The sequence below is a fragment of the Verrucosispora sp. CNZ293 genome, assembly GCF_002754655.1.
In genome coordinates this window covers 5,632,726-5,654,138 of sequence record NZ_PEFR01000001.1, presented here as the reverse complement: position 1 = coordinate 5,654,138, position 21,413 = coordinate 5,632,726, and the positions used below count along the sequence as shown (strand labels likewise).

The 21,413-nt window shown below is 72.5% G+C and carries 20 protein-coding genes; 6 read left to right on the top strand and 14 right to left on the bottom strand.

The genetic code is table 11. From position 1 onward, the window contains the following. Nucleotides 1-17: 17 nt before the first annotated feature. From CLT74_RS25835 to CLT74_RS25825, 3 genes are all read left to right on the top strand, one after another. The gene (locus tag CLT74_RS25835) at nucleotides 18-1,199 is read left to right on the top strand and encodes an ROK family protein (RefSeq protein WP_099849707.1); all 1,182 of its coding nucleotides are present in this window, start codon (nucleotides 18-20) and stop codon (nucleotides 1,197-1,199) included. 145 nt (nucleotides 1,200-1,344) lie between these two features. Further along, entirely contained in the window at nucleotides 1,345-2,082 is a 738-nt protein-coding gene (locus CLT74_RS25830; RefSeq protein ID WP_099849705.1) for a DUF4142 domain-containing protein, read from the top strand. An 18-nt stretch (nucleotides 2,083-2,100) separates the two neighbouring features. Then, a complete protein-coding gene (locus CLT74_RS25825; RefSeq protein ID WP_099849703.1) occupies nucleotides 2,101-3,771 on the top strand; it encodes a copper resistance protein CopC/CopD in 1,671 nt (556 codons plus the stop codon). Between the two features lie 48 nt (nucleotides 3,772-3,819). Here CLT74_RS25825 and CLT74_RS25820 read toward each other — a convergent pair whose 3' ends face one another. From CLT74_RS25820 to CLT74_RS25775, 10 genes are all read right to left on the bottom strand, one after another. After that, nucleotides 3,820-4,074, bottom strand: a complete 255-nt coding sequence (locus CLT74_RS25820) for a hypothetical protein (protein ID WP_099852920.1) — start codon at nucleotides 4,072-4,074, stop codon at nucleotides 3,820-3,822. Between the two features lie 13 nt (nucleotides 4,075-4,087). Next, entirely contained in the window at nucleotides 4,088-5,134 is a 1,047-nt protein-coding gene (gene tsaD / locus CLT74_RS25815) for a tRNA (adenosine(37)-N6)-threonylcarbamoyltransferase complex transferase subunit TsaD (protein ID WP_099849701.1), read from the bottom strand. Nucleotides 5,135-5,142: 8 nt separating this feature from the next. Then, complete coding sequence (gene rimI, locus CLT74_RS25810; protein ID WP_099849699.1) at nucleotides 5,143-5,595, bottom strand: ribosomal protein S18-alanine N-acetyltransferase; 453 nt, start codon at nucleotides 5,593-5,595, stop codon at nucleotides 5,143-5,145. Beyond that, a complete protein-coding gene (gene tsaB, locus CLT74_RS25805) occupies nucleotides 5,592-6,269 on the bottom strand; it encodes a tRNA (adenosine(37)-N6)-threonylcarbamoyltransferase complex dimerization subunit type 1 TsaB (protein ID WP_099849697.1) in 678 nt (225 codons plus the stop codon). Before tsaB ends, rimI begins: the two co-directional genes overlap by 4 nt. Before the next feature lie 139 nt (nucleotides 6,270-6,408). Beyond that, nucleotides 6,409-7,569 (bottom strand): glycoside hydrolase family 11 protein, encoded by a 1,161-nt coding sequence (locus CLT74_RS25800; protein ID WP_199172263.1) that lies wholly within the window; start codon nucleotides 7,567-7,569, stop codon nucleotides 6,409-6,411. Nucleotides 7,570-7,885: 316 nt separating this feature from the next. Further along, complete coding sequence (gene ung / locus CLT74_RS25795) at nucleotides 7,886-8,587, bottom strand: uracil-DNA glycosylase (RefSeq protein ID WP_099849692.1); 702 nt, start codon at nucleotides 8,585-8,587, stop codon at nucleotides 7,886-7,888. A gap of 60 nt (nucleotides 8,588-8,647) precedes the next feature. Then, on the bottom strand, nucleotides 8,648-9,127 hold the full coding sequence (tsaE, locus tag CLT74_RS25790; RefSeq protein WP_099849690.1) for a tRNA (adenosine(37)-N6)-threonylcarbamoyltransferase complex ATPase subunit type 1 TsaE: 480 nt from the start codon (nucleotides 9,125-9,127) through the stop codon (nucleotides 8,648-8,650). Then, nucleotides 9,124-10,227 carry an alpha/beta fold hydrolase gene (locus tag CLT74_RS25785; RefSeq protein ID WP_099849688.1) on the bottom strand — a complete coding sequence of 368 codons (1,104 nt, stop codon included), beginning with the start codon at nucleotides 10,225-10,227 and terminating at the stop codon, nucleotides 9,124-9,126. Before CLT74_RS25785 ends, tsaE begins: the two co-directional genes overlap by 4 nt. After that, on the bottom strand, nucleotides 10,224-11,342 hold the full coding sequence (gene alr, locus CLT74_RS25780; RefSeq protein ID WP_099849686.1) for an alanine racemase: 1,119 nt from the start codon (nucleotides 11,340-11,342) through the stop codon (nucleotides 10,224-10,226). Before alr ends, CLT74_RS25785 begins: the two co-directional genes overlap by 4 nt. 41 nt (nucleotides 11,343-11,383) lie before the next feature. Further along, entirely contained in the window at nucleotides 11,384-12,853 is a 1,470-nt protein-coding gene (locus tag CLT74_RS25775) for an NAD(P)H-hydrate dehydratase (protein ID WP_099849684.1), read from the bottom strand. A 196-nt stretch (nucleotides 12,854-13,049) separates the two neighbouring features. On the opposite strand from CLT74_RS25775, the gene CLT74_RS25770 reads away from it, so the two are divergent. Further along, nucleotides 13,050-13,346 (top strand): type VII secretion target, encoded by a 297-nt coding sequence (locus CLT74_RS25770; protein WP_099849682.1) that lies wholly within the window; start codon nucleotides 13,050-13,052, stop codon nucleotides 13,344-13,346. Further along, nucleotides 13,343-14,941, top strand: a complete 1,599-nt coding sequence (locus CLT74_RS25765) for an alpha/beta hydrolase (protein WP_099849680.1) — start codon at nucleotides 13,343-13,345, stop codon at nucleotides 14,939-14,941. The genes CLT74_RS25770 and CLT74_RS25765 overlap by 4 nt, the downstream gene beginning before the upstream one ends. 11 nt (nucleotides 14,942-14,952) lie before the next feature. Here the strand turns inward: CLT74_RS25765 and glmS are convergent, their stop codons facing one another. Then, nucleotides 14,953-16,866 carry a glutamine--fructose-6-phosphate transaminase (isomerizing) gene (gene glmS, locus CLT74_RS25760; protein ID WP_099849678.1) on the bottom strand — a complete coding sequence of 638 codons (1,914 nt, stop codon included), beginning with the start codon at nucleotides 16,864-16,866 and terminating at the stop codon, nucleotides 14,953-14,955. 158 nt (nucleotides 16,867-17,024) lie between these two features. Between glmS and CLT74_RS25755 the strand changes: the two genes are divergently transcribed. Next, complete coding sequence (locus CLT74_RS25755) at nucleotides 17,025-18,218, top strand: pyridoxal phosphate-dependent aminotransferase (protein WP_099849676.1); 1,194 nt, start codon at nucleotides 17,025-17,027, stop codon at nucleotides 18,216-18,218. A gap of 11 nt (nucleotides 18,219-18,229) precedes the next feature. Here the strand turns inward: CLT74_RS25755 and CLT74_RS25750 are convergent, their stop codons facing one another. The 3 genes from CLT74_RS25750 to rpsI form a co-directional block, all read right to left on the bottom strand. Beyond that, nucleotides 18,230-19,324 (bottom strand): hypothetical protein, encoded by a 1,095-nt coding sequence (locus CLT74_RS25750; RefSeq protein WP_143697207.1) that lies wholly within the window; start codon nucleotides 19,322-19,324, stop codon nucleotides 18,230-18,232. 125 nt (nucleotides 19,325-19,449) lie between these two features. Next, entirely contained in the window at nucleotides 19,450-20,802 is a 1,353-nt protein-coding gene (gene glmM, locus CLT74_RS25745; protein WP_099849672.1) for a phosphoglucosamine mutase, read from the bottom strand. 134 nt (nucleotides 20,803-20,936) lie between these two features. Continuing rightward, entirely contained in the window at nucleotides 20,937-21,401 is a 465-nt protein-coding gene (rpsI, locus tag CLT74_RS25740; protein WP_018784602.1) for a 30S ribosomal protein S9, read from the bottom strand. Nucleotides 21,402-21,413: the final 12 nt, after the last annotated feature.

The following is a 21,413-nucleotide window of genomic DNA, read 5'->3' as shown; positions in this document are numbered from 1 at the left end:
GAAAGTAGTCACAACCGATGCGCGTGGGACCGAGCCAGGACGAGATTCGTCGACAGAATCTCGGTGCCCTGCTGCGCTTCGTGCACGTGCACGGTGCGACCACGCGCGCGGAACTGACCACCGCGCTCGGGTTGAACCGGAGCACCATCGGCGCGCTCACCGCCGACCTCGCCGCGGCCGGCCTGGTGACTGAGGGGGCGCCGAGGGAAACCGGCCGGGCCGGACGACCGTCGCTTGTCGTCCGGCCCGAGTCGGACCGGGTCTTCGCGTACGCGTACAGCATCGAGGTGGACCGGCTGCGGGCCGCGCGGGTCGGGCTGGGCGGCGCGGTGCTCGACCGCCGGGAGCTGGACCGTCCACGCGGTCTCACCGCCGCGGAGGCCGCGCCGCTGCTGGCCGGAGCGGTCAAGGAGATGCGCCAGGCGTTGCCGGAGGACGCCGTCTGCGTCGGTGCCGGGGTGGCGGTCTGCGGCATGGTCCGCCGAGACGACGGCCTGGTCCGGCTCGGACCGACCACCGGATGGGTGGACGAACCCATCGGCACGGCCCTCGGCACCGAACTCGGGGTCGACGTGCCGGTCACCGTCGGGAACGTGGCCGACGTGGCGGCCTTCGCCGAACACGCCCGTGGTGCGGCGGCCGGCTGCGACAACGTCATCTACCTCTACGGCGACGTCGGCGTCGGCGCCGGGATCATCGCCGGCGGGCGGCGGCTGACCGGGCACGGCGGTTACAGCGGCGAGGTGGGCCACATGGTGGTGGCCCGGGACGGGGCCCGCTGTGAATGCGGCAACCGGGGTTGCTGGGAGACCGAGATCGGCGAGCACGGGCTGCTCCGGGCCGCCGGCCGCTCGGACGCCCGGGGTCAGGAGGCGATGTTGGCGGTCTTCGACGCCGCCGACCGAGGGGACGCCCGGGCCCAGATCGCGGTACGGCAGGCCGGCGACTGGCTCGGCTTCGGCGTCGCCAACCTGGTGAACATCTTCAACCCGGAGATGGTCATCTTCGGCGGCACCATGCGCGACCTCTATCTGGCCGCCGCCGCCCAGGTGCGCAGCCGGCTCAACTCGAACGGGCTGCCGGCCTGTCTGGAGCACGTCCGGCTGCGTACGCCCAAGCTCGGTGCCGACGCTCCCCTGGTCGGTGCCGCCGAACTGGCCTTCGACCGGCTGCTGGCCGACCCGCTCGACGTTAGCTGACCTCCAGTTCCAGATTTCGCGAGCCGGTTTCGCCAACCGGTGAACTGATCGGTCGCACAATCCGTACCTGGTTGCGGGACGGCCGACGGGGTGCGGACGTCCGACGCTCAACCGATCGGTTCTCGTCCGAGGAGGCGCCGCAGACATGGCACCGCTGGATTCCACTCGTCGCCGGCAGGGCAACCGGTCCCGTCGCTTGGCGGTGCTGCTCACCACGATCGCCGCAGCTCTCGTCGTCCTGCCCGGCATGGCGCTGGGCGCACCCGCCGCCCAGCAGCTCGCCGCCGCCGACCAGGCCCTGCTCGACGGGGTGCGGCTGGCCGGGCTCTGGGAGATGCCGGCCGGGCAGATGGCCGCCGAGAAGGGCCAGTCGAAGGTGGTCCGGGAGATCGGCGCGGAGATCGCCCGGCAGCACGAGGAACTGGACCGACTCACCGTGGAGGCGGCCAACAAGCTCGGTGCGACCATCCCGAACCAGCCGACCGCCGAACAGCAGGACTGGCTGAATGAGATGAAGGACGCCAGGGGCGCCCGCTTCGACCAGATCTTCGTCACCCGGCTGCGGGTCGCCCACGGAAAGATCTTCCCGGTCATCGGGGCGGTCCGGGCCAGTACCCGCAACGATGTCGTCCGCGACCTGGCCGACGCGACGAACAAGTTCGTCGGCGACCACATGATCATGCTGGAGAGCACCGGGCTGGTCCGCTGGGCCGAGCTACCGCCGGCCGCACTGCCGGCCCCCGGCAACGACGGCCTGCTCGCTGCCGCGTCGGCCAACACCGGCCCACAGATCGGCGTCAGCAACACGCTGATCTGGGCGATCTTCCTCGGCGCCCTCGGCACCGGCGGCTTCCTCACGTACCGCATGTTCCGCCGCAGCTGACCGCCACCACCTGATTCGATGACAGTTCGTACCCGAGCCGCTGCCCTGCTCGGGCTGATCCTCGTCGCACTGTGCGCCGCCCTGGGCTCCGCCGGCCCAGCGGCGGCGCACGCCGTCGTGGTGGCCACCACCCCGCAACGCGACGAGGTGCTCGGGTACGCCCCGCGCGAAGTGCTCGTGACCTTCAGCGAGACCATCGCCGTGGTCCCCGGTCGGGTGCAGGTCCTCGCCCCCGACGGCAAGCGGATAAACGTCGGCGAACCGGAGGTCCGGGACCGGACCATCCGGATCGCCCTGCGGCCCTCGGATCGTCCGCTCGGCACCTACCTGGTCAGCTACCGCGTCATCTCGGCGGACAGCCACCCGGTCGCGGGCAGTTTCACCTTCGCCGCCGGAGCGCCCTCGGCGACCCCGCCCGCGCCGGCCCTGGCGGATTCCGAGTCGCCGGCCGGGGTACTCGTCCCGGCCGCCAAGTACCTCGGGTACCTGGGGCTGCTCCTGGCGGTCGGCCCGCCGCTGCTCACCGCGACAATGTGGCCCCGACGCCGGTCCCGCAGGGGAGCGACAGTCGTGGCATTTGGCGGGCTCGGGCTGGTCGCCGCCGGCACCCTCGGCACCTGGGTCGGGCAGGCGGCCCAGGTGGTGGGTGCGCCGGTCGGTCAACTCACCCCGACCGACCTGAGGGCGGTCGCGGACAGCGACGTCGGAGTGGTGCTGGCGGTACGCCTGGCACTTGTCGGTCTGGCGGCGGCCCTGCTGCCGGCCGTGATGCGGGGTGGCAGTTCGTCGGCCGGTCGCGTCGCCGGCGCAGGCCGGTTACCCGGTGCGGCACTTGCGGTGATCGGCCTGGCCGGGCTCGTCACCTGGCCGCTGGCCGGGCACCCGGTCGCCTCGCCGGTGCCGCCGGTGAGCATCGTGCTGACCACGGTGCACATCGCCGGGGTCACCGTCTGGTTGGGTGGGCTGCTCACCCTCACCGTGTTCCTGCTTCGGGGCACCCACGAGCGGGTCCTCGCCCGGATCCTGCCAGCCTGGTCCAGGTGGGCCACGCTGGCCGTGGCCTGGCTCGTCACCGCCGGAGTCCTTCAGGCCGCCATCGAACTCGGTCGGCTCTCGGCCCTGTGGGGCAGCACCTACGGCCGTCTCCTCCTGGCCAAGGCGGCGCTGCTGGCCGGGGTGCTGGCCGTCGCGGCCGGACAGCGTCGACTGATCCGCCGCCGGGTCGCGGCGAGCCGGCCCAGGTGGATCACCCGAGCGGCCGGTGTGGAACTCGCCGTGACCGCTGTGGTGCTGGCGCTTACCGCGGTGCTGGTACAGACACCCCCCGGCCGCACCGCCGGCTCAGCGGCCGACGGGGTGACCCGGGAGGGCGTCGCGCAGTCGATCACCACCGATCTGTTCACCCTTCAGTTCGACATCTACCCGGCGGTCTCCGGCACCACGAACAGCCTGCACGCGTACGTCTACACCCCGCAGGCGAAGGAGTTGCCGGTGGCGGAGTGGACGGTCACCGCGGCCCTGCCGGCGGCCGGCATCGAGCCGATCACCGTCGACGTGTTCGCGCTGGAGCCGCACCACGGCAGCGCCGAGATCCACTTCCCGGTCGCCGGGGACTGGACGCTGCGGATCAGTGCCCGGACCAGCGAGATCGACCGCTCCACCGCCACCACCACGGTGACCATCCGCTGACCGGCGCGCTCCACGCCGCCGTCGAACCAGCGGCCGGCCCGGGTCGCGTCAGCGGTCGACCTGGGTGAAGTCCCAGGAATGCGGCTGCCGGGCGAGCAGCATCACCGGCGGGTCCGGCAGCGGCCGAGGGCTGCTGCGCCACTTGGAGATCACCACGACCCGGTGGTCGGTCGAGGAGAAGACCTCACTGGACAGGTGCAGCGGGTCGTGCTCGAACTCGGGCAGCGCGCTGTCGCAGACCCAGGTGATCAGGTCGGCGAGCGCGTACGGCTCCGCCCGTGCCTCCCACATCCGTACGATCACGTCGCCGTCCTCCTCAGACACTGACAGTGGTCAGCGGCAGGGCCGAATCCGCGGGCAGGTCGAGCCGGCTGGGCGCGACACCCGAGGCGACCAGGTGCGCGCCGAGGGCGGCCACCATCGCGCCGTTGTCGGTGCACAGGCCCGGCCGGGGCACCCGGACGCGGATGCCGTGCCGGGCGGCCCGCTGCTCGGCCATCGCCCGCAGCCGCGAGTTGGCCGCCACTCCCCCGCCGATCACAAGCGTCTCCACACCCTGGCCACGGCAGGCGTCCATGGCCTTGTCCACGAGCACGTCGCAGACCGCCTCCTGGAAGGACGCGGCCACGTCCGCGATCGGGACCGGTTCGCCGGCCCGCTCGCGGGCCTCCACCCACCGAGCCACAGCTGTCTTCAACCCGGAGAAGGAGAAGTCGTGCCGGTGCGCGACGAGATCCTTCGCGGCGGTCAGGCCACGCGGGAAGGCGATCGCCGCCGGGTCACCGGCCCGGGCCTCCCGATCGATGTACGGCCCACCGGGGAACGGCAGTCCGAGCAGGCGGGCCACCTTGTCGAACGCCTCGCCGGCCGCGTCGTCGATGGTGGCACCCAGCGGCGTGACGCCCCGGGCCAGGTCGTCGACGAGCAGCAGCGACGAATGACCGCCGGAAACCAGCAGCGCGATCGCCGGTTCGGGCAGCGGACCGTGTTCCAGCGTGTCCACCGCGACGTGCGCGGCGAGATGGTTTACGCCGTACACCGGCTTCTCGGCGGCCACCGCGTACCCCTTGGCCGCCGCCACCCCGACCAGCAGCGCACCGGCCAGTCCCGGCCCGGCGGTGACAGCTATCGCGTCGATGTCGGCGAGCGTCACCCCCGCCTCGGTCAGCGCCCGCTCCATGGTCGGCACGATCGCCTCCAGGTGCGCCCGGCTGGCCACCTCCGGCACCACCCCGCCGAACCGGGCGTGCTGGTCCACGCTGGACGCGAGCGCGTCGGCGAGCAGGGTGTGCCCGCGTACGACACCGACACCTGTCTCGTCGCACGAGGTCTCGATGCCGAGGATCAGTGGTTCGTCAGCCATGCGATGTCTCAGTCCTGGGTGCGCTGCATCACCAGCGCGTCGGTGTTGCTCGATTGGTAGTAGCCGCGTCGCACGCCGATCGGCTCGAATCCGTGCATCGCGTAGAGCCGCTGGGCCGGCGCGTTGTCGGCGGCGACCTCCAACAGCACGGCGCGTACACCCACCCGGTTGGCCTCGGTGAGCAGCGCCTCCAGCAGCAGCCGGCCGATCCCCCGGCGCTGCGCGTCCCGCCGGACCGCGACGTTCTGCACCCACGCCTCGTCGGGCGGAGCGACCGCCAGCCCGGCGTAGCCGAGCACGCCGCCGCCGTCGTCGGTGACCACCCGGTAGAAGTGCCCGTGGGACAGTTCGTTCCAGAACATCGCCGCGGACCACTGCTCGGCACCGAAGAGGTCCGCCTCGATCGGCAACACCTCGTCGATGTGCCACCAGCGGAACCGGGCCGGCCCCGACCGGCTCACGGCAGCACCGGCTTGCGCACGGTGGCCGCCACCGCGTCCGGACGGCGCAGGTAGAGCGGGGTGAGCGGATCACCGGGGGCACCGGCGCGGATCCGCTCCGCGGCCAGGGCGGCGAGCGCAACCGCGTCCGGATAGCGGGGCTCGGCCCGCAGCGGCAGGCCCAGGATCTCGGCGTAGCGGTGGGCACCGTCGCCGACGGCAGCGGTCACGCCCAACTCCCGGGCCCGCTCGGCGGCCACCGCGGGCGCGCCGACCTCCGGCCCGACCAGGCGTTCGCCGGCCCCGTCGTAGACCGCCCAGTAGATCTCCCGGCGCCGCGCGTCGCTTGCCGCCAGCACCGGCTCACCGGTCGCCGCCGGCTGGCCGATGGCGTCCAGCGAGCAGACACCGTACGCCGGGATGCCGAGCACCTGACTCATGGTGGCTGCGGTGACCAGCCCCACCCGCAGCCCGGTGAACGGGCCCGGGCCGAGCCCGGCGACGACCGCCCCCAGGTCGGCCGGCCGGACGCCGACGTCGGTGAGCACCCCGTCCACCTGCGGTGCGAGCAGTTCACCGTGCGCCCGCGCGTCGACCGTGCACCGGTGCGCCCGGGCCGTGACGCCACTCGCGGTGACCTCGACGAGCGCCGCGGTCACCGCCGGGGTCGAGCTGTCCACCACCAGTACGAGCACAATGAACCAGCCTAGCCGTATCGCCTCCGGCCCTTGGACGCCCGCCCGCCATCGCCGCCGGGTCGTAGCGCTCGCGCGCACCGCACCCAGGACGAGTTGTTTCGGGGCCAGGCCATGAGCCTGGCCCCGAAACGACGGATCAGTTGCGGCGGCTCCACTGCTGGTTTGCGCCACCCCAGCAGCTGTACAGCTGGATCATCGCCCCGTTACCGCTGCCACCGGCGTCGAGGCACAGCCCTGACTGCACTCCGGTGATCGTGCCGTTGGAGTTGATGTTCCACTGCTGGTTCGCGCCGCTGTGGCAGTCATACAACTGAATCCGGGTGCCGTTGCTCGTGCTGGAGTTCGGCACGTCCAGGCACTTGCCGTTCACCGTCAGCTGCCGGCTCGAGGTGTGGGTGAACCGCTGGTTCGAGCCACCCCAGCAGTCATACAACTGGATCTGGGTGCCGTTGCTGGTGCTGGAGTTCGGCACGTCCAGGCACCGGCCGGACTGCTGACCGACGATCATCTGGCCGGACCCGCCACTGGGCGGCGGGGTGGTCGGGTTGGGCGGGTTGGTCGGGCCGGGGCCGGGGGTGCCGCCTTCCGTGAGGGTGATGTCCGAGCTTCCCTGGCTCTGGTAACCCTCGGTCGCCATGATCTGGTAGTAGTGGTTGCCGAGGTTCAGGCCAACACGGGCCCACGCGTCGAAGTGGTTGGCGGTGGTGATGGTGCCGCTGCTGCGCTTCTGCTGCCGGACGCTCCAGTACTGGTAGAACGTCTGGGTGCCGTCGATCGAGGGCTGGTTGACCCGCTGGCTGCGCAGGATGTCGTAGGTGCCACCGTCGGTGGTCACGCTGCCCAGCCGGGTGGCGCCGCTGCTCGGGTTGTAGCTGCCGAAGTTCTCGACGATGTAGTACTCCACGAGCGGGTTGCGGGTCCAGCCGTACAGCGCGAGGTAGCTGTTGTTGTTGCCCGGGTTGTAGCTGCCCGAGTAGCTGATCGTGCGGCGGGTGCCAGGGTTCCAGCCCTTACCGCCGACCCAGTTGTTGGTGCTCCTGCTCCACGAACTGGTGTAGCGACCGTTCTCGCGCAACACCATGCAGGCGTCGCCGCTGTCCTTCCAGAACGAGAAGAAGAACCCGTTGTGGGTGCCTTCCGTGTTCGAACAGACCTGCCGGTCGGCCTCGGCCTGGGCGGGGCTGGCCGAGATCGCGACGGTGCCGGTGGTGGCCAACACCGCGGCGAAGGCGGCGGCAGCCAGCATCCTGACGCGGCCGCGTCGGCGACTCTTGGGGTGGGTGGGGACTTCGTTCATGGTGGTGTGCTTCTCCCTGCGAGAGGCGGCGTGACGTGATCGGCGGGGTGCGGGTGGTTGAGGGACGGTCACCACGCGCCGATGCCACGCCATAGTTGTACGAATTGCCGGACTGTCAGTTGTGTGGGTACTCCACTGCCACTTTGCGTCGCCACTGACCCCCAGACTTGAGACGTTAGCGAGCATCTATATTTCCGATATCGTTATCCAACGATCGACGACAGTCAAGGAATGTCGTCCGACCGGCTCCATCGACCAACCAGGCGGATGTCGCCGCCTGGTACGTGCGGGCGGCGTGGGGGCAGGAGCACACGGCTCAGCCGGCCGAGCGCTCCCAGTCGATTGTGGGCAGGCCGGCGTCGGCGAGCGCCTTGTTGGCCGCGCTGAACGGCCGGCTGCCGAGGAAGCCACGCGGGTTCATCGGGCTCGGGTGGCCCGCCTCCAACACCACGTGCTGCGGGTTGGTGACAAGCGCCGCCTTCTTGCGCGCGTAGCCGCCCCAGAGCAGAAAGACCACCCGGGAGTCCAGCGCGTCGAGTGCCCTGATTGTCGCGTCGGTGAACTCCTCCCAGCCCCGGTTCGCGTGCGAGCCGGGGGCACCCTGTCGCACGGTCAGCACCGAGTTGAGCAGCAGCACGCCCTGCGCCGCCCAGCCGTCGAGGTTGCCGCTGCGCGGCTTCGGCACGCCCAGATCCTCGCCCAGCTCCTTGAAGACGTTGCGCAGCGACGGCGGCACCGACACCCCCTCGCGCACGCTGAAGCTGAGCCCGTGGGCCTGGCCCGCGCGGTGGTAGGGATCCTGCCCGAGGATCAACACCCGGCAGGCCGACGGCGCGCAGCGCCGATAGGCCGAGAACAGATCCTCGACCGGCGGAAAGACCGGGCCGGCGGCGTACTCCCCGGCGACGAACTCGGCCAACGCGGACACCCGGGCCGGGTCGAGATGGGGGGTCAGCACCGCCCGCCACTCGTCGGGGAGCAGCGCCAGCAGGTCGAGAGCGGGGGTGTCGTCGGGCATCGGCAACCTCTCACCGGTCGGAACGTCTGCGGGCACTGTAGGTACCGGGTACGACAGCGCTCAGCCCAGGGCGGCGAGGCGCTCCGCCCAGTCGCCACCGACCGGCTCCAGCTCCGCCGTGCGGGTGTCGTCGTCGTGCCGGTGCAGACGGATCCGCAGATGGGCATCGGCAAGCTGTTCGACAAGCCCTTCGCCCCACTCGACAACTGTCACCGACTCGTCGACCGAAGCGTCAAGGTCGAGGGCGTCGATCTCGGCCCGGGGGTCGCCCGCCTCACCCAACCGGTACGCGTCGGCGTGCACAAGCGCCACCGCTCGCCCGCCGGCCGGGTCCGGGCGGTGCACCCGGGCGATCACGAACGTCGGCGAGGTGACGTCGCCGAGCACCCCCAGGCCGGTGCCGATCCCTCGGGTCAGCGCGGTCTTGCCGGCGCCCAGCGGACCGGTGAGCAGCACCAGGTCACCGGCGCGCAGCAGCCCGGCCAGCCGTTGCCCGAAGGCGTGGGTGTCCGCGACCGTCGGCAGCACGACAGCGGTCACGAGTCGTCCCGCCCGCAGGTGTCGAGGAAGCGGAGCAACGCGGCGTTGACCTCGTCGGCGTGCTCCAGCATCACCACGTGACCGCTGTCGGGGATCCTGACGAACTCGGCGTGCGGCAGCCGCCGGACGATCTCCTCCGAGTGCGTCAGCGGGGTGATCATGTCCTTGTCGCCGACGATCACCAGCACCGGCGTGCCGGCCAACGCGGCAAGTGCCGGGAACCGGGAGTGGGTCGCCAGGGTACGCAGGTAGCGGGTCACCGTGTCGGCGGAGGTACGGGAGTTCATCTCCTCCACGTACGACACGAGCGCAGGGCTCGGTTGTCGGGTGCCGAAGCCGTACCTGCGGGTCAGCAGCCAGGCCACGTTCGTGGTCGAGCGGCGGGCCCTGTCGATCACCGCCCCGCCGTACCTGGTGACGTTTCCCGCCATGTAGAGCACCGGCGCACCCACCCGACCCAGCAGGGCGGGCGCGACCAGCTTCGTCTCCGCGAGCAACCCGCCCGACGTGGCCATCAGCACGGTGCCCACCACCCGGTCGCCGAACATCTCCGGGTACAGCTCGGCCAGGGCCATGATGGTCATGCCGCCCATCGAGTGACCGACGAGCACAAGTGGCCCCTCCGGGGCGGCCCGGTCGATCACCCGGCGCAGCGTGCGGCCGAGCGTGGTCAGGTCGTACTCGCCGCTCTCCAGCCGCCCGGACCGGCCGTGCCCCGGCTGGTCGTACGCGACGATCCGGTGCTCGCCCCGCTCGGCGAGCAGTTTGCGCTGGAAGTGGAAGGTCCCCATGTCCAGGCAGAAGCCGTGCACCAGCAGCACCGTCGGGTTGCCCTCGACCGGCCGGGTCGGCTCGACCACCTCGACGTGGATGTCGGTGCCGTCGCTCATCTCCAGCCGGTACGCCTCGTCGTACCGCTGATCGCCGAAGACCTCGTCGGCGTACGCGTCGGCGGGGTCCGCCTTGAGCCGGCGGACCAGGGCGCGTTCCGTGGCGACGCCGGCGGCCAGTCCGGCGGCGGCCACCCCCAGCGCCGCGCCGACCAGACCTGCGGCCTTTCCGGCGGTGGTCCGGGGCCGGGGGATCTGCCAGCCGGTCATGTCCGGTCGCCGTCGTAGACGCGGGGTACCCGGGTGCTGCCGAACCGGGTGACGATCTCGTAGTTGATGGTGCCGACGGCCTCGGCCCAGTCGTCGGCCGTGGGCTCCCCCTCGGACCCGTCGCCGAACAGGGTCGCCACATCGCCGGCGGCCACCGGGTCGTCGCCGCAGTCGAGGACGAACTGGTCCATGCAGACCCGGCCGGAGATGGTCCGGCGTACCCCGCCGAGTTGCACCGGGCCGGAGTTCGAGGCGTGCCGCGGCACCCCGTCGGCGTAGCCGAGCGGCACCACGGCCAGGTTCGCCTCCCGCTCGGTCGTGTAGGTGTGGCCGTAGGAGACGCCGGCACCGGCCGGCACCCGCTTGGTCAGCATCACCCGGGCACGGGCGGTCATCGCCGGACGCAGCCCGTACGTCTCGCCCGCCACCGGGGAGAGGCCGTAGACGGCAAGCCCCGGACGGACCAGGTCGAAGTGGGTGTCCGGCCGGGTCAGGGTGGCCGCCGAGTTGGCCAGGTGCCGGTAGCGCGGGCGCAGCCCGGCCCGCTCCACCATGGCCAGCCCCTCATGGAAGACCGCCACCTGCCGATCCGTGGTCGGATGACCGGGCAGGTCCGCATACACGAAGTGGCTCCACACCCCCACCACCTCGACAAGTCCGTCGGCCTGTGCCTTCGCGGCGGCGTCGAGCAGGGTCGGCCAGTCGGCGACAGTCGCGCCGCCCCGGGCCAACCCGGTGTCGATCTTCAGGTGCAGCCGGGCGGGCCGCCCGGCCGTCCGGCTCGCCGCCAGCATCTCGTCGAGCTGCGGCAGGCTTGCCACGCCCAGGTCGACGCCGGCCGTCACGCCGCGGTGCAGCGGCAGCCCCGGCGCGAGCAGCCAGGCCAGCACCGGGGCCTCGATGCCGGCCGCGCGCAGCGCCAGCGCCTCGTCCAGGGTGCAGACACCGAGCCAGTCCGCCCCGGCGTCGAGCGCGGCCCGGGCCGCCGGGACCATGCCGTGGCCGTAGCCGTCGCCCTTCACCACCGCCATCAGTTCCGCGCTGGTGCCGGCGCGCAGCCGGTCCACGTTCTCCCGGATCGCGTCAAGGTCGACACGTACCTCGGCCTGCCACATGCTCCCACCCTACTTTCCGCCCTGATCACCACGGCGGGTACTCAGGGCAGACGGGCCAGCACGGCACGCAGCGCGACGGCGACGTCCGGCGCGGTCACCGGGCCGCCCCGGGCCGCGTCCCGACCGGCCAGCCCGTGCAGGTACGCCGCGGCGGCGGCGGCCCGCTCGGCCGGCAGCCCCGCCGCCAGCAACGAGCCGAGCAGTCCGGCCAGCACGTCGCCGGTGCCACCGGTGGCCAGCGCGGGGGTGCCGGTCGGATTGACGTACGCCCGCCCGTCCGGTGTGCCGATCACCGTGCGATCCCCCTTGAGCAGCACCACCGCGTTCATCCAGGCGGCCAGTCGAAGCGCGGCGGCGACCCGGTCGGCACCCGGTTCCTCCCCGCAGAGCCGGGTGAACTCCCGGTCGTGCGGGGTGACCACGATAGGCGCGTCCCGTCGGCGCAACTGGTCGGCGAGGGAACCGTCGACAAGCAGGGTCAACGCGTCCGCGTCCAGCACCACCGGCACCGGCGCGGCGAGCACCGTCCGCAGCTCGGTGGCCGCCCGCTCGTCGGTGCCCAACCCGGACCCGCACACCCACGCCTGCACCCGGCCGGCGTCGGACACCCGGCCGGTGGCGATCACCGAGGGATGCTCACGCACCACCTCGTCCCGCGCGCCACCGGCGTAGCGGACCAGGCCGGTCGGACCGGCGAGCGCGCCGCCGACGGAGAGCACCGCCGCACCCGGATACGTCGCGGAACCGGTGGCCACGCCGACCACCCCTCGGGTGTACTTCTCCGAGCTGGGGCCGAGCCTCGGGTACCAGTCGGCCACGTCCGACCATTCCACGAGGTGCAGCGCGGGGCTGCCGCGCAGCCACGGCGTCAACCCGATGTCGACGAGTTCCACCTCGCCGGCCAGCGCGGCGGCGGGGCCGACCGCAAGTGCCGGCTTCAGCGCGCCGAAGGCGACAGTCACGTCGGCACGTACCGCGTTCGGCCGGCCGGACGATGTCAGCGGCACCGCTCCGGTGTCCACCGCGACGCCGCTGGGCACGTCCACCGCCACCACCGTCGCCCGTTCGCCGTCACGTCCCCGGTGCCGCAGCAGACTCGCCGCCAACTGCTCGGCGGTCTCCCGCAGGCCACCCCGGCCACCGATGCCGACGATCCCGTCGAGCACCACGTCGACCACGGCCGGCGGTCGCGAGACGACCCGCCCGCCGGCCGCGCGCAGCGCGGCCAGTCCTTCGGTGTGGACCCGCTCAGGGCTGAGCAGCAACGCCGACACGGCGGCACCGCGCCGGGCGAGCCGGGCGCCCGCGTACAGGGCGTCGCCACCGTTGTCGCCGGAGCCGACGAGCAGCAGCACCGGCGCGGCGTACACCCCGCCGCGTTCGGCGAGCAGCAGCGCGCAGCGGCGGGCCAGTCCGGCGGCGGCGCGTTGCATCAACGTGCCGGGCGGCAGGGTGGCCATCAGGGCCGCCTCCGCCGCGCGTACGTCCGCGACCCGCCAGACCGGTCTCATGCCACACCCCGTTCCCCGATCACCCGGCCAACCCTACCGGCGCGCGGGCCGCAAGATAGCCGTCGGCCGCGCGTCCGGCAACGCCTGTGGACGAACCGGGGGTACGCCCACCGCCGGCTGTCCACAGGGCACCATGGCCGGCACCAGCGCCGCCTAGCGTCGTCGGCGTTGTGCTGACGCCGGGCGGGAGGAACCGATGGCCGAGGAGAAGCTGGCCGTACGACCGGAGCTGCTGCACCGGGTCGGGCTGTCACTTGGTGACACCGGCTACCGGTTGGCGAACGGGATGGCCGGCGGGGCAGGGCTCACCGCACCGGCCGGGGAGTGGTCGACGGCGCGGGCACTCGCCGCTCTGGAGACGGCCGTGCACGCCTGGTCCGGGCGGCTCGGTGCCCGGATCGCGGAGACCGGCGACGCGGTGCGCGCCGCCGCCGGGGCGTACGAGTCGGTGGACGACCGGGCCGCCGCCCGCCTCTCCGCCCTGCCCCGATGAGCGCACCGGTGGCTGTCGGCTACGCCCAGCTCGCCACGGCCGACCCGGCCGCGTGGCGGGCCACCGGGTCGGCCTGGGCGAGTCTGGCCGGGGTGGCCGAGCGGCGGGCCGGTGAGCTTGCCGATGGTGGCGTCACCCTGCGCACCGGCTGGTCCGGCAGTGCCGCCGAATCGGCAGGTGCCCGGCTGGCGGGGCTGCGTGACGACCTTGTCGCGCTGGTGCCGGTCGCGATCGAGACCGACCAGGTGCTCGCCGAGTTCGCCGCCCGGTTGGTGGCCGCCCGGGCCCGGCTGGCGACGGCCGTGGCGGCGGCCACCGCCACGGGTGTGCTGATCGACCGCCGGGGTGGCGTACGCGCCGACCCGAGCCGGGTGCCGTCCGACCGCGCCGACGCGACGGTGGCCCAGGTGGCCACGGCCCTGCGGGATGCCCTCGACCTGGCCGCGCGGGCCGACCGGGACGCCACGACCCGCCTCGGGCGGCTGGCCGGGGCCGCCGGCACCGGCTGGACGTCCCGGCCAGCGTCGTACCGTCCGCCGCCGGACGCCGAGCCCGGTGTGGTACGGCGCTGGTGGGCCGGGCTCACACCCGCCGAGCGCCGCTGGCTCGTGGTGCACGAGCCGGAGCAGACCGGCCGGCTCGACGGGGTGCCGGCCGACGCCCGTGACCAGGCCAACCGGCTGCTGCTCGCGGCCCGCCGCGCGGCACTCACCGAGCTGTGGGAGCAGTTGCTGGCCCGGGTGCCCCGGGGCCCGCTGGAAGTGGCCGGGCTGCGTGGCGTCGAGGGCAGACTGTCCGGGCTGGACGCGCTCGTCGACCGGCTGGAGTCGACCCAGCAGCCCCGGGCGTACCTGCTGGGTCTGGACGTCGGCGGTGAGGGCCGGGCGGTGGTGGCCCTGGGCAACCCGGACCGGGCCTCGGACGTGCTCACCTACGTGCCGGGGATGACCGCCGGGCTCGGCGACGCCACGGGTGAGCTGGGCCGGGCGGCACGGGTGCTGGCCCGCTGCGCCGAGCTGGCCCCGGGTGAGCAGACCTCGGCGGTGCTCTGGCTGGATTACGACGCCCCGGATTTCCTGCACGAGGCGGCCTGGGACGGGCAGGCCCGCGCGGCCGGGGAGGCGCTGCACCGGTTCCAGGAGGGGCTACGGGCCACCCACGACGACCCGCCCGGGCGGCAGACCGTGCTCGGGCACAGCTACGGGTCGCTTGTGGTGGGCACCGCCGCCCGCGACCACGGCCTCGCCGCCGACGCGCTGGTCTTCGTCGGCTCACCGGGGGTAGGCGTGGCGCACGCGGCCGACCTGGGGTTGCCACCCGGGCAGGTGTGGGCAAGCACCGCACCTGACGACGTGATCCGGCTGACCCGCCCCCCTGAGGAACTGGCCCTGCGGGCGGCGCTCGGCACCTCCCCGGTCGGCACGATCGCCGGTTGGCTGGCCGGGCCGGGCGACGAACTGTGGTTCGGGCGCGACCCGGCCGAGCCGGGCTTCGGGGGGCGGACGTTTCCCAGCGGCCGGTACGGCCACACCGGCTACTGGCATCCGGACAATCCGGCGCTGGACGGCATGGCGCGGGTGGTGCTGGGCAGGTGACGAGCCCTGGGCTACTCCACTGTGACGGACTTGGCGAGGTTGCGCGGCTGGTCGACGTCGTGGCCCCGGGCGGCGGCGATCTCGGCCGCGAGCACCTGGAGCGGCACCGTGGTGACGAGCGGCGCGAGCAGCGTGGGCGTACGCGGGACGTAGATCAGGTGATCGGCGTACCGGACGACCGACTCGTCGCCCTCCTCGGCGATCACGATGGTGCGGGCACCACGCGCGCGTACCTCCTGGATGTTGGAGACGACCTTGTCGTGCAGCATGCCCCGACCCACCGGCGACGGAACGATGCAGATCACCGGGGTGTTCTCGTCGATGAGCGAGATCGGGCCGTGCTTCAGCTCGCCTGCGGCGAAGCCCTCGGCGTGCATGTACGCCAACTCCTTGAGCTTCAGCGCACCCTCCAGCGCCACCGGGTAGCCGACGTGCCGGCCGATGAACAGGATCGTCGGTTCGCCGCGCAGCTCGCGGCCCAGCTCGCGGACCGGCTCGACCCGCCCGAGCAGGTCCCGCAGCTTGTCCGGCACCTGGTGGAGCTGCTCCACCACGGCCGCCACCTCATCGGCGAACTTGACCCCGCGCACCTGGGCCAGGTGCAGGCCGATCAGGTAGCAGGCGACAAGCTGGGTGAGGAACGCCTTGGTCGAGGCGACGGCGATCTCCGGCCCACCGTGGGTGTAGAGGACGGCGTCGGACTCCCGGGGAATCGTGGAGCCGTTGGTGTTGCAGATCGCCAGCACCCGGGCCTTCTGCTCCTTGGCGTGCCGCAGCGCCATCAGGGTGTCCATGGTCTCGCCGGACTGGGAGATCACCACGATCAGGGTGGACCGGTCCAGCACCGGGTCGCGGTAGCGGAACTCGCTGGCTAGCTCCACCTCGCAGGGGATCCGGGTCCAGTGCTCGATCGCGTACTTCGCCACCATGCCGGCGTGGTAGGAGGTGCCGCAGGCGACGATGAAGACCTTGTCGACGTCGCGCAGGTCCTGGTCGCTGAGGCGGACCTCGTCCAGCATGATCTCGCCGGTCTCGGTGAGCCGGCCGAGCAACGTGTCGGCTACCGCCTCCGGCTGCTCGGCGATCTCCTTGAGCATGAACCAGTCGTAACCGCCCTTCTCCGCGGCGGAGGAGTCCCAGTCGATGTGGAAGTCCTTGCCGCTGGCCGGCTGGCCGTCGAAGTCGGTGATCTCGATGCTGTCCCCGGTGATCAGGACGATCTGGTCCTGGCCCAACTCGACCGCGTCCCGGGTGTGCTCGATGAACGCGGCGACGTCGCTGGCGAGGTAGTTCTCCCCGTCACCACGGCCGACCACAAGGGGTGAGTTGCGGCGGGCGCCGACCACCGCGCCGGGAATCGCCGCGTCGACGGCGAGCAGCGTGAAGGCCCCTTCCAGCCGCTGGCAGACCACGCGCATGGCGGCGGTCAGCAGGTGCGGCCCGTCCGGCTGGCCGGCGGCGCGCAGGTCGGTCAGGGCAGCGGAAAGCAGGTGCGCGGCGCACTCGGTGTCGGTGTCGCTGGCGAAGGTGACGCCCTGGTCCTCCAGCTCGGTCCGGAGCTTGGCGAAGTTCTCGATGATCCCGTTGTGGATCACCGCGACCCGGCCGTCGGGCGACAGGTGCGGGTGGGCGTTGCGGTCCGTGGGGCCGCCGTGGGTGGCCCACCGGGTGTGCCCGATGCCCGTGGTGCCGTCGCCGATGCCGATCGGGCTGGCGCCGCAGCCGGCCGGGTCCTCGGCCGCCCGCTCGGAGAGCACCTTCTCCAGGTTGGCCAGCTTGCCTGCCTTCTTCTCGGTCAGCAGCTCGCCGTCGCAGACGATGGCGACGCCTGCCGAGTCGTAGCCGCGGTACTCCAACCGCCGCAAGCCGTCGAGCACGATGCCGAGCGCCGGTCGGGCGCCGGCGTAACCCACGATTCCACACATGGGTGGCAGCCTAACCAGTTTCGCTCACAATGTCTGCTCGAAAGCGGGGTAAACAATCACTGAATTTGAGCGATTTGGCGATGGCGGTGGAAGGTTGCCACAAACCACGCAGCCGGTGGGTGGGCAGGGCACGTGATCGCAGCCGTACCCTGACGGGCGTGACGAGCAGTGATGTCGACCCGCTGGTGGCCCGGATGCGCCCGTTCGGGACGACCGTCTTCGCCGAGATGTCCGCCCTCGCGACGCGTACCGGCGCGGTGAACCTCGGCCAGGGTTTCCCGGACACCGACGGCCCGCCCGAGATGCTCGCCGCCGCGGCGGAGGCCCTGGCCGCCGGCCGCAACCAGTACCCACCCGGTCCCGGCATCGCCGAACTACGGGCGGCCGTGGCGGCACACCAGCGCCGCTTCTGGGGGCTGGAGTACGACCCGGACGGCGAGGTGGTGATCACCGCCGGGGCCACCGAGGCGGTCGCCGCGGCCATTCTCGCCCTCTGCGAGCCCGGCGACGAGGTCGTCTGCTTCGAGCCCTACTACGACTCGTACGCCGCCTCGATCGCCCTGGCCGGCGCGACCCGGCGACCGGTGACCCTCCGTCCCGGCGTCGACGGGCGGTACGCCTTCGACCCCGACGACCTGCGGAACGCGTTCGGTGCCCGGACCCGGCTGGTGCTGCTCAACTCGCCGCACAACCCGACAGGCAAGGTGTTCACCCCGGACGAGCTGGCCCTGGTCGCGCAACTGTGCCAGGAGCACGGCACGTACGCGGTCACCGACGAGGTCTACGAGCACCTCGCCTTCACCGACGCGGCGAGCGGGCACGTGCCGCTGGCCACGCTGCCCGGGATGCGCGAGCGGACCCTGCGGATCTCCTCGGCCGGCAAGACCTTCTCCTGCACCGGCTGGAAGGTGGGCTGGGCCAGCGGGCCGGCGGCACTGGTGTCGGCACTGCTGCGGGTCAAGCAGTTCCTCACCTTCGTCAACGCCGCACCCCTGCAACCTGCGGTGGCGGTGGCACTCGCCCTGCCCGACGACTACTTCACCGCTTTCCGGGCCGACCTGCAGGCCCGCCGCGATCAACTGATCGACGGGCTGACCGCTGCCGGGTTCGACGTGTTCACCCCGGAGGGCACGTACTTCGTGACCGCCGACATCACCGCCCTCGGAGGCACCGACGGGGTCGACTTCTGCCGCACGCTGCCCGAGCGGTCCGGCGTGGTGGCGGTACCCACCCAGGTCTTCTACGACGACCCCGAGGCCGGTCGGCGGCTGATCCGGTTCGCCTTCTGCAAACGCCCCGAGGTGCTGGCCGAGGCGGTGACCCGGCTGCGCCGGCTGCCCGAGGTCCGGTGACCGGACCGGCGTCAGTACGCAACGTGAGCCGTACCGGTGTCGACCGGCGCCGCGCCGAGCGCCGACCGCGTGGCTCGGGCTCGCCGCCGCGCCGCCGACCAGGCCAGCACCATCGCCGCGAGGAAGAGCGCGGGTGCGAGCTGAGCGAATTCGGCTGCCGAACGGATGTCGTCGGTGACCGCGAGGTAGCGGGCACGCTCGGCCGCATCCTGCCATTCCCCAGGGTCCAACCCGAGGTAGTCGTGCACGAGGATGAGCGTGCAGGCCGCCGGCACCGTGACGAGCAGCAGGGGCAGCCGGCCTCGGGTCGACCGACGTAGCGCGGCCCACCAGGTCAGGGCGGCGAGTGCCAGCGTGCCGACCATGGTGAGCACCGATGCGGTGCCGAAGGTGGGCCACCAGACGTTGCGCCGGTCCAGTTCGTTCGCGGTCGCGCCGTACACGGTCAGCCAGGGCAGCGCGAGGCCGGCGAGCAGCGCCAAGGTGCCGGCCGCGGCAGCGACGATCCGGCCGGCGCCCGGCCACCAACTGGCCAGCACCACTGCGGTGAGGGCTGCCACGACGAGCACCGCGAACGTCAGCCCGGAGCTTTCGTAGGCGAACCAGATGGCCCCGTAGTCCCGGTCCAGGGCGGGCGCCACCCGGCGCACGATCTCAGCCCAGCGGGCGGCACCCTCGTCCGGCGTCGACGAGAGGCGACAAGCGGCACCGGCCAGGACCGTCGACATGGCCAGCAGGGCGCCACCCGCCGCGACGGCGGCGGTCCGTCCCGCGTACCCGGGCAGCGTCACCGAGGCCAACGTCAGCAGCACCACCGGCACCACCAGGAGCAGGTACGCCCATCCCCACCCGCCGATCTCCGTGACGCTGAGCCCGACCGTCGAATCCTGGTGAAGGAGCGAGCCGGCCCTGCTGCCCAGCACCTCGATCGTCACCTCGGACCACGGTGTCGCCACGGAGCCGATGATCAGCGCCAGGACGATCAAGATCATGAGCAGTCGACCCCAGCGGGCCCCGAGCCAGCTCTGCGGTGTCCCGGGCGGCGCCTCGTCCAGCGCACTGTCGGCGGGTTGCCCGACGGAACCGGGAGAAGCTGGGTGGGACACAGTCACCCCCGTGAGACGTGGTGTCCGCCCCTACGGCGGCCGGCGGCCATCGTCCCACGGCGCTCGACACGGTAGGGGGACACCCGTCCGGCCACAGTGGAGCCGACCACCGCAGTCGGTCAGGGTCAGGCCGGGCTGGCGGTTCGGACGTGGTCGGCGATGCGCTCGGCGACCTCGCGGGCGGTCTGCTCGGTGGCCGCCTCGACCATCACCCGGACCAGTGGCTCGGTACCCGACGGGCGCAGCAGCACCCGGCCGGTCTCGCCCAGCTCGGCCTCGGCCCGCTCGACCTCGGCGCGTACCGCGGGCGCGGCGGCGCCGACGGTGCGGTCGCCGACCGGCACGTTGATCAGCACCTGCGGCAGCTTGGTGACCACGCTGGCGAGGTCCGCCAGGGTGCGGCCGGTGGCCGCGATGCGGGCCATCAGGTGCAGCCCGGTGAGGACCCCGTCACCTGTGGTCGCGTACGCCGGCATCACGATGTGGCCGCTCTGCTCGCCGCCCAGGGCGTAACCGGAGGCACGCAGCTCCTCAAGCACGTACCGGTCGCCGACCTTGGTCTCGACCAGCCGGATTCCCTCGGCGGACATCGCCAGGCGTAGACCGAGGTTGCTCATCACGGTGGCGACCAGGGTGTCTCCGGTCAGCGTGCCGGCCTCCCGCATGGCCAGCGCCAGGATCGCCATCACCTGGTCGCCGTCGACCTCGTCGCCGTCGGCGGTCACGGCCACGCACCTGTCGGCGTCGCCGTCGTGCGCGATGCCGAGATGCGCCCCGTGCTCCACCACGGCCTGGCGCAGCGCCTCGATGTGGTTTGAGCCGCACCCGTCGTTGATGTTGAGCCCGTCCGGCTCGGCGTGGATCGCGACGACCTCGGCGCCGGCCTCCCGGTAGACCGCCGGAGCGACCTCGGCAGCGGCGCCGTTGGCGCAGTCGACCACGACCTTGATCCCGTCGAGCCGGTGCGCCGCGGTGCCGGAGACGTGCTGCACGTAGTGGTTCGCGCCGTCGAGCAGGTCGTGCACCCGGCCCACGCCGGCACCCACCGGACGCTTCCAGGCGCTTGCGGCGTTGGCCTCGATAGCCGCCTCGATCCGCATCTCGATCTCGTCGGGGAGCTTGTGCCCACCGGCGGCGAACAACTTGATCCCGTTGTCCGGCATCGGATTGTGCGAGGCCGACAGCATCACCCCGAGATCCGCCTTGGCCTCTGCGGTGAGGAACGCCACCGCCGGCGTGGGCAGCACACCGACCCGGATCACCGTGGCGCCCGCGCTTGTCAGCCCGGCCACCACGGCCGCCTCGAGCATCTCGCCGCTGGCCCGGGTGTCCCGGCCCACCACTGCCAGTGGAGCGCGGCCACGATCCGACTCGGCGAGGGTGTGGGCGGCCGCGACGGCCACCGAGAGCGCCAACTCCGGGGTGAGATCGGCGTTCGCCCGCCCGCGTACGCCGTCCGTGCCGAACAACCGGCCCATACCCACAAACCTCCGATGAACTGCCGATACAGGAAGAGTGCCTTGTCGTGAAGCGACGGAAACGGCCGGCCCACCTCCCCTGTCGAGGGGAGGCGGACCGGCCGTCCGTCAGAAGTACAAGGTGCGGCTGGAGATCAGCGCTTCGAGTACTGGGGAGCCTTACGGGCCTTCTTGAGGCCGTACTTCTTGCTCTCCTTGACCCGGGCGTCCCGGGTCAGGAAGCCGGCCTTCTTCAGGGCCGGACGGTCGTCGGGCTCGCTGACGATCAGCGCCCGGGCGATGGCCAGCCGCAGCGCACCGGCCTGGCCGGTGGTGCCGCCGCCACGCAGGTTGGCGATGACGTCGAACGCCTCGGGCTTCTCGGCGGTGACCAGCGGATCCTTGATCAGCTGCTGGTGCACCTTGCTCGGGAAGTACGCCTCCAGGTCACGCCCGTTGCAGGTGATCTTGCCGGTGCCCGGCACGATGCGCACCCGGACGATGGCCTCCTTGCGCCGACCCACGGTCTGGATCGGGCGGTCACCACGAGGCGCGCGCGCGACGGGCGCCGGCGCCTCGGTGGCCTCAGGGGCGACCTCGGTGGCGGTGATGTCGGTCATGCTGCTTCCTTC

Coding starts and splice junctions, on each gene's coding strand:
- CLT74_RS25835 (WP_099849707.1), top strand. CDS start 18: ATGCGCGTGGGACCGAGCCAGGACGAGATTCGTCGACAGAATCTCGGT.
- CLT74_RS25830 (WP_099849705.1), top strand. CDS start 1,345: ATGGCACCGCTGGATTCCACTCGTCGCCGGCAGGGCAACCGGTCCCGT.
- CLT74_RS25825 (WP_099849703.1), top strand. CDS start 2,101: ATGACAGTTCGTACCCGAGCCGCTGCCCTGCTCGGGCTGATCCTCGTC.
- tsaD (WP_099849701.1), bottom strand. CDS start 5,134: ATGGCTGACGAACCACTGATCCTCGGCATCGAGACCTCGTGCGACGAG.
- CLT74_RS25800 (WP_199172263.1), bottom strand. CDS start 7,569: ATGAACGAAGTCCCCACCCACCCCAAGAGTCGCCGACGCGGCCGCGTC.
- ung (WP_099849692.1), bottom strand. CDS start 8,587: ATGCCCGACGACACCCCCGCTCTCGACCTGCTGGCGCTGCTCCCCGAC.
- CLT74_RS25785 (WP_099849688.1), bottom strand. CDS start 10,227: ATGACCGGCTGGCAGATCCCCCGGCCCCGGACCACCGCCGGAAAGGCC.
- alr (WP_099849686.1), bottom strand. CDS start 11,342: ATGTGGCAGGCCGAGGTACGTGTCGACCTTGACGCGATCCGGGAGAAC.
- CLT74_RS25775 (WP_099849684.1), bottom strand. CDS start 12,853: ATGAGACCGGTCTGGCGGGTCGCGGACGTACGCGCGGCGGAGGCGGCC.
- CLT74_RS25770 (WP_099849682.1), top strand. CDS start 13,050: ATGGCCGAGGAGAAGCTGGCCGTACGACCGGAGCTGCTGCACCGGGTC.
- CLT74_RS25765 (WP_099849680.1), top strand. CDS start 13,343: ATGAGCGCACCGGTGGCTGTCGGCTACGCCCAGCTCGCCACGGCCGAC.
- glmS (WP_099849678.1), bottom strand. CDS start 16,866: ATGTGTGGAATCGTGGGTTACGCCGGCGCCCGACCGGCGCTCGGCATC.
- glmM (WP_099849672.1), bottom strand. CDS start 20,802: ATGGGCCGGTTGTTCGGCACGGACGGCGTACGCGGGCGGGCGAACGCC.
- rpsI (WP_018784602.1), bottom strand. CDS start 21,401: ATGACCGACATCACCGCCACCGAGGTCGCCCCTGAGGCCACCGAGGCG.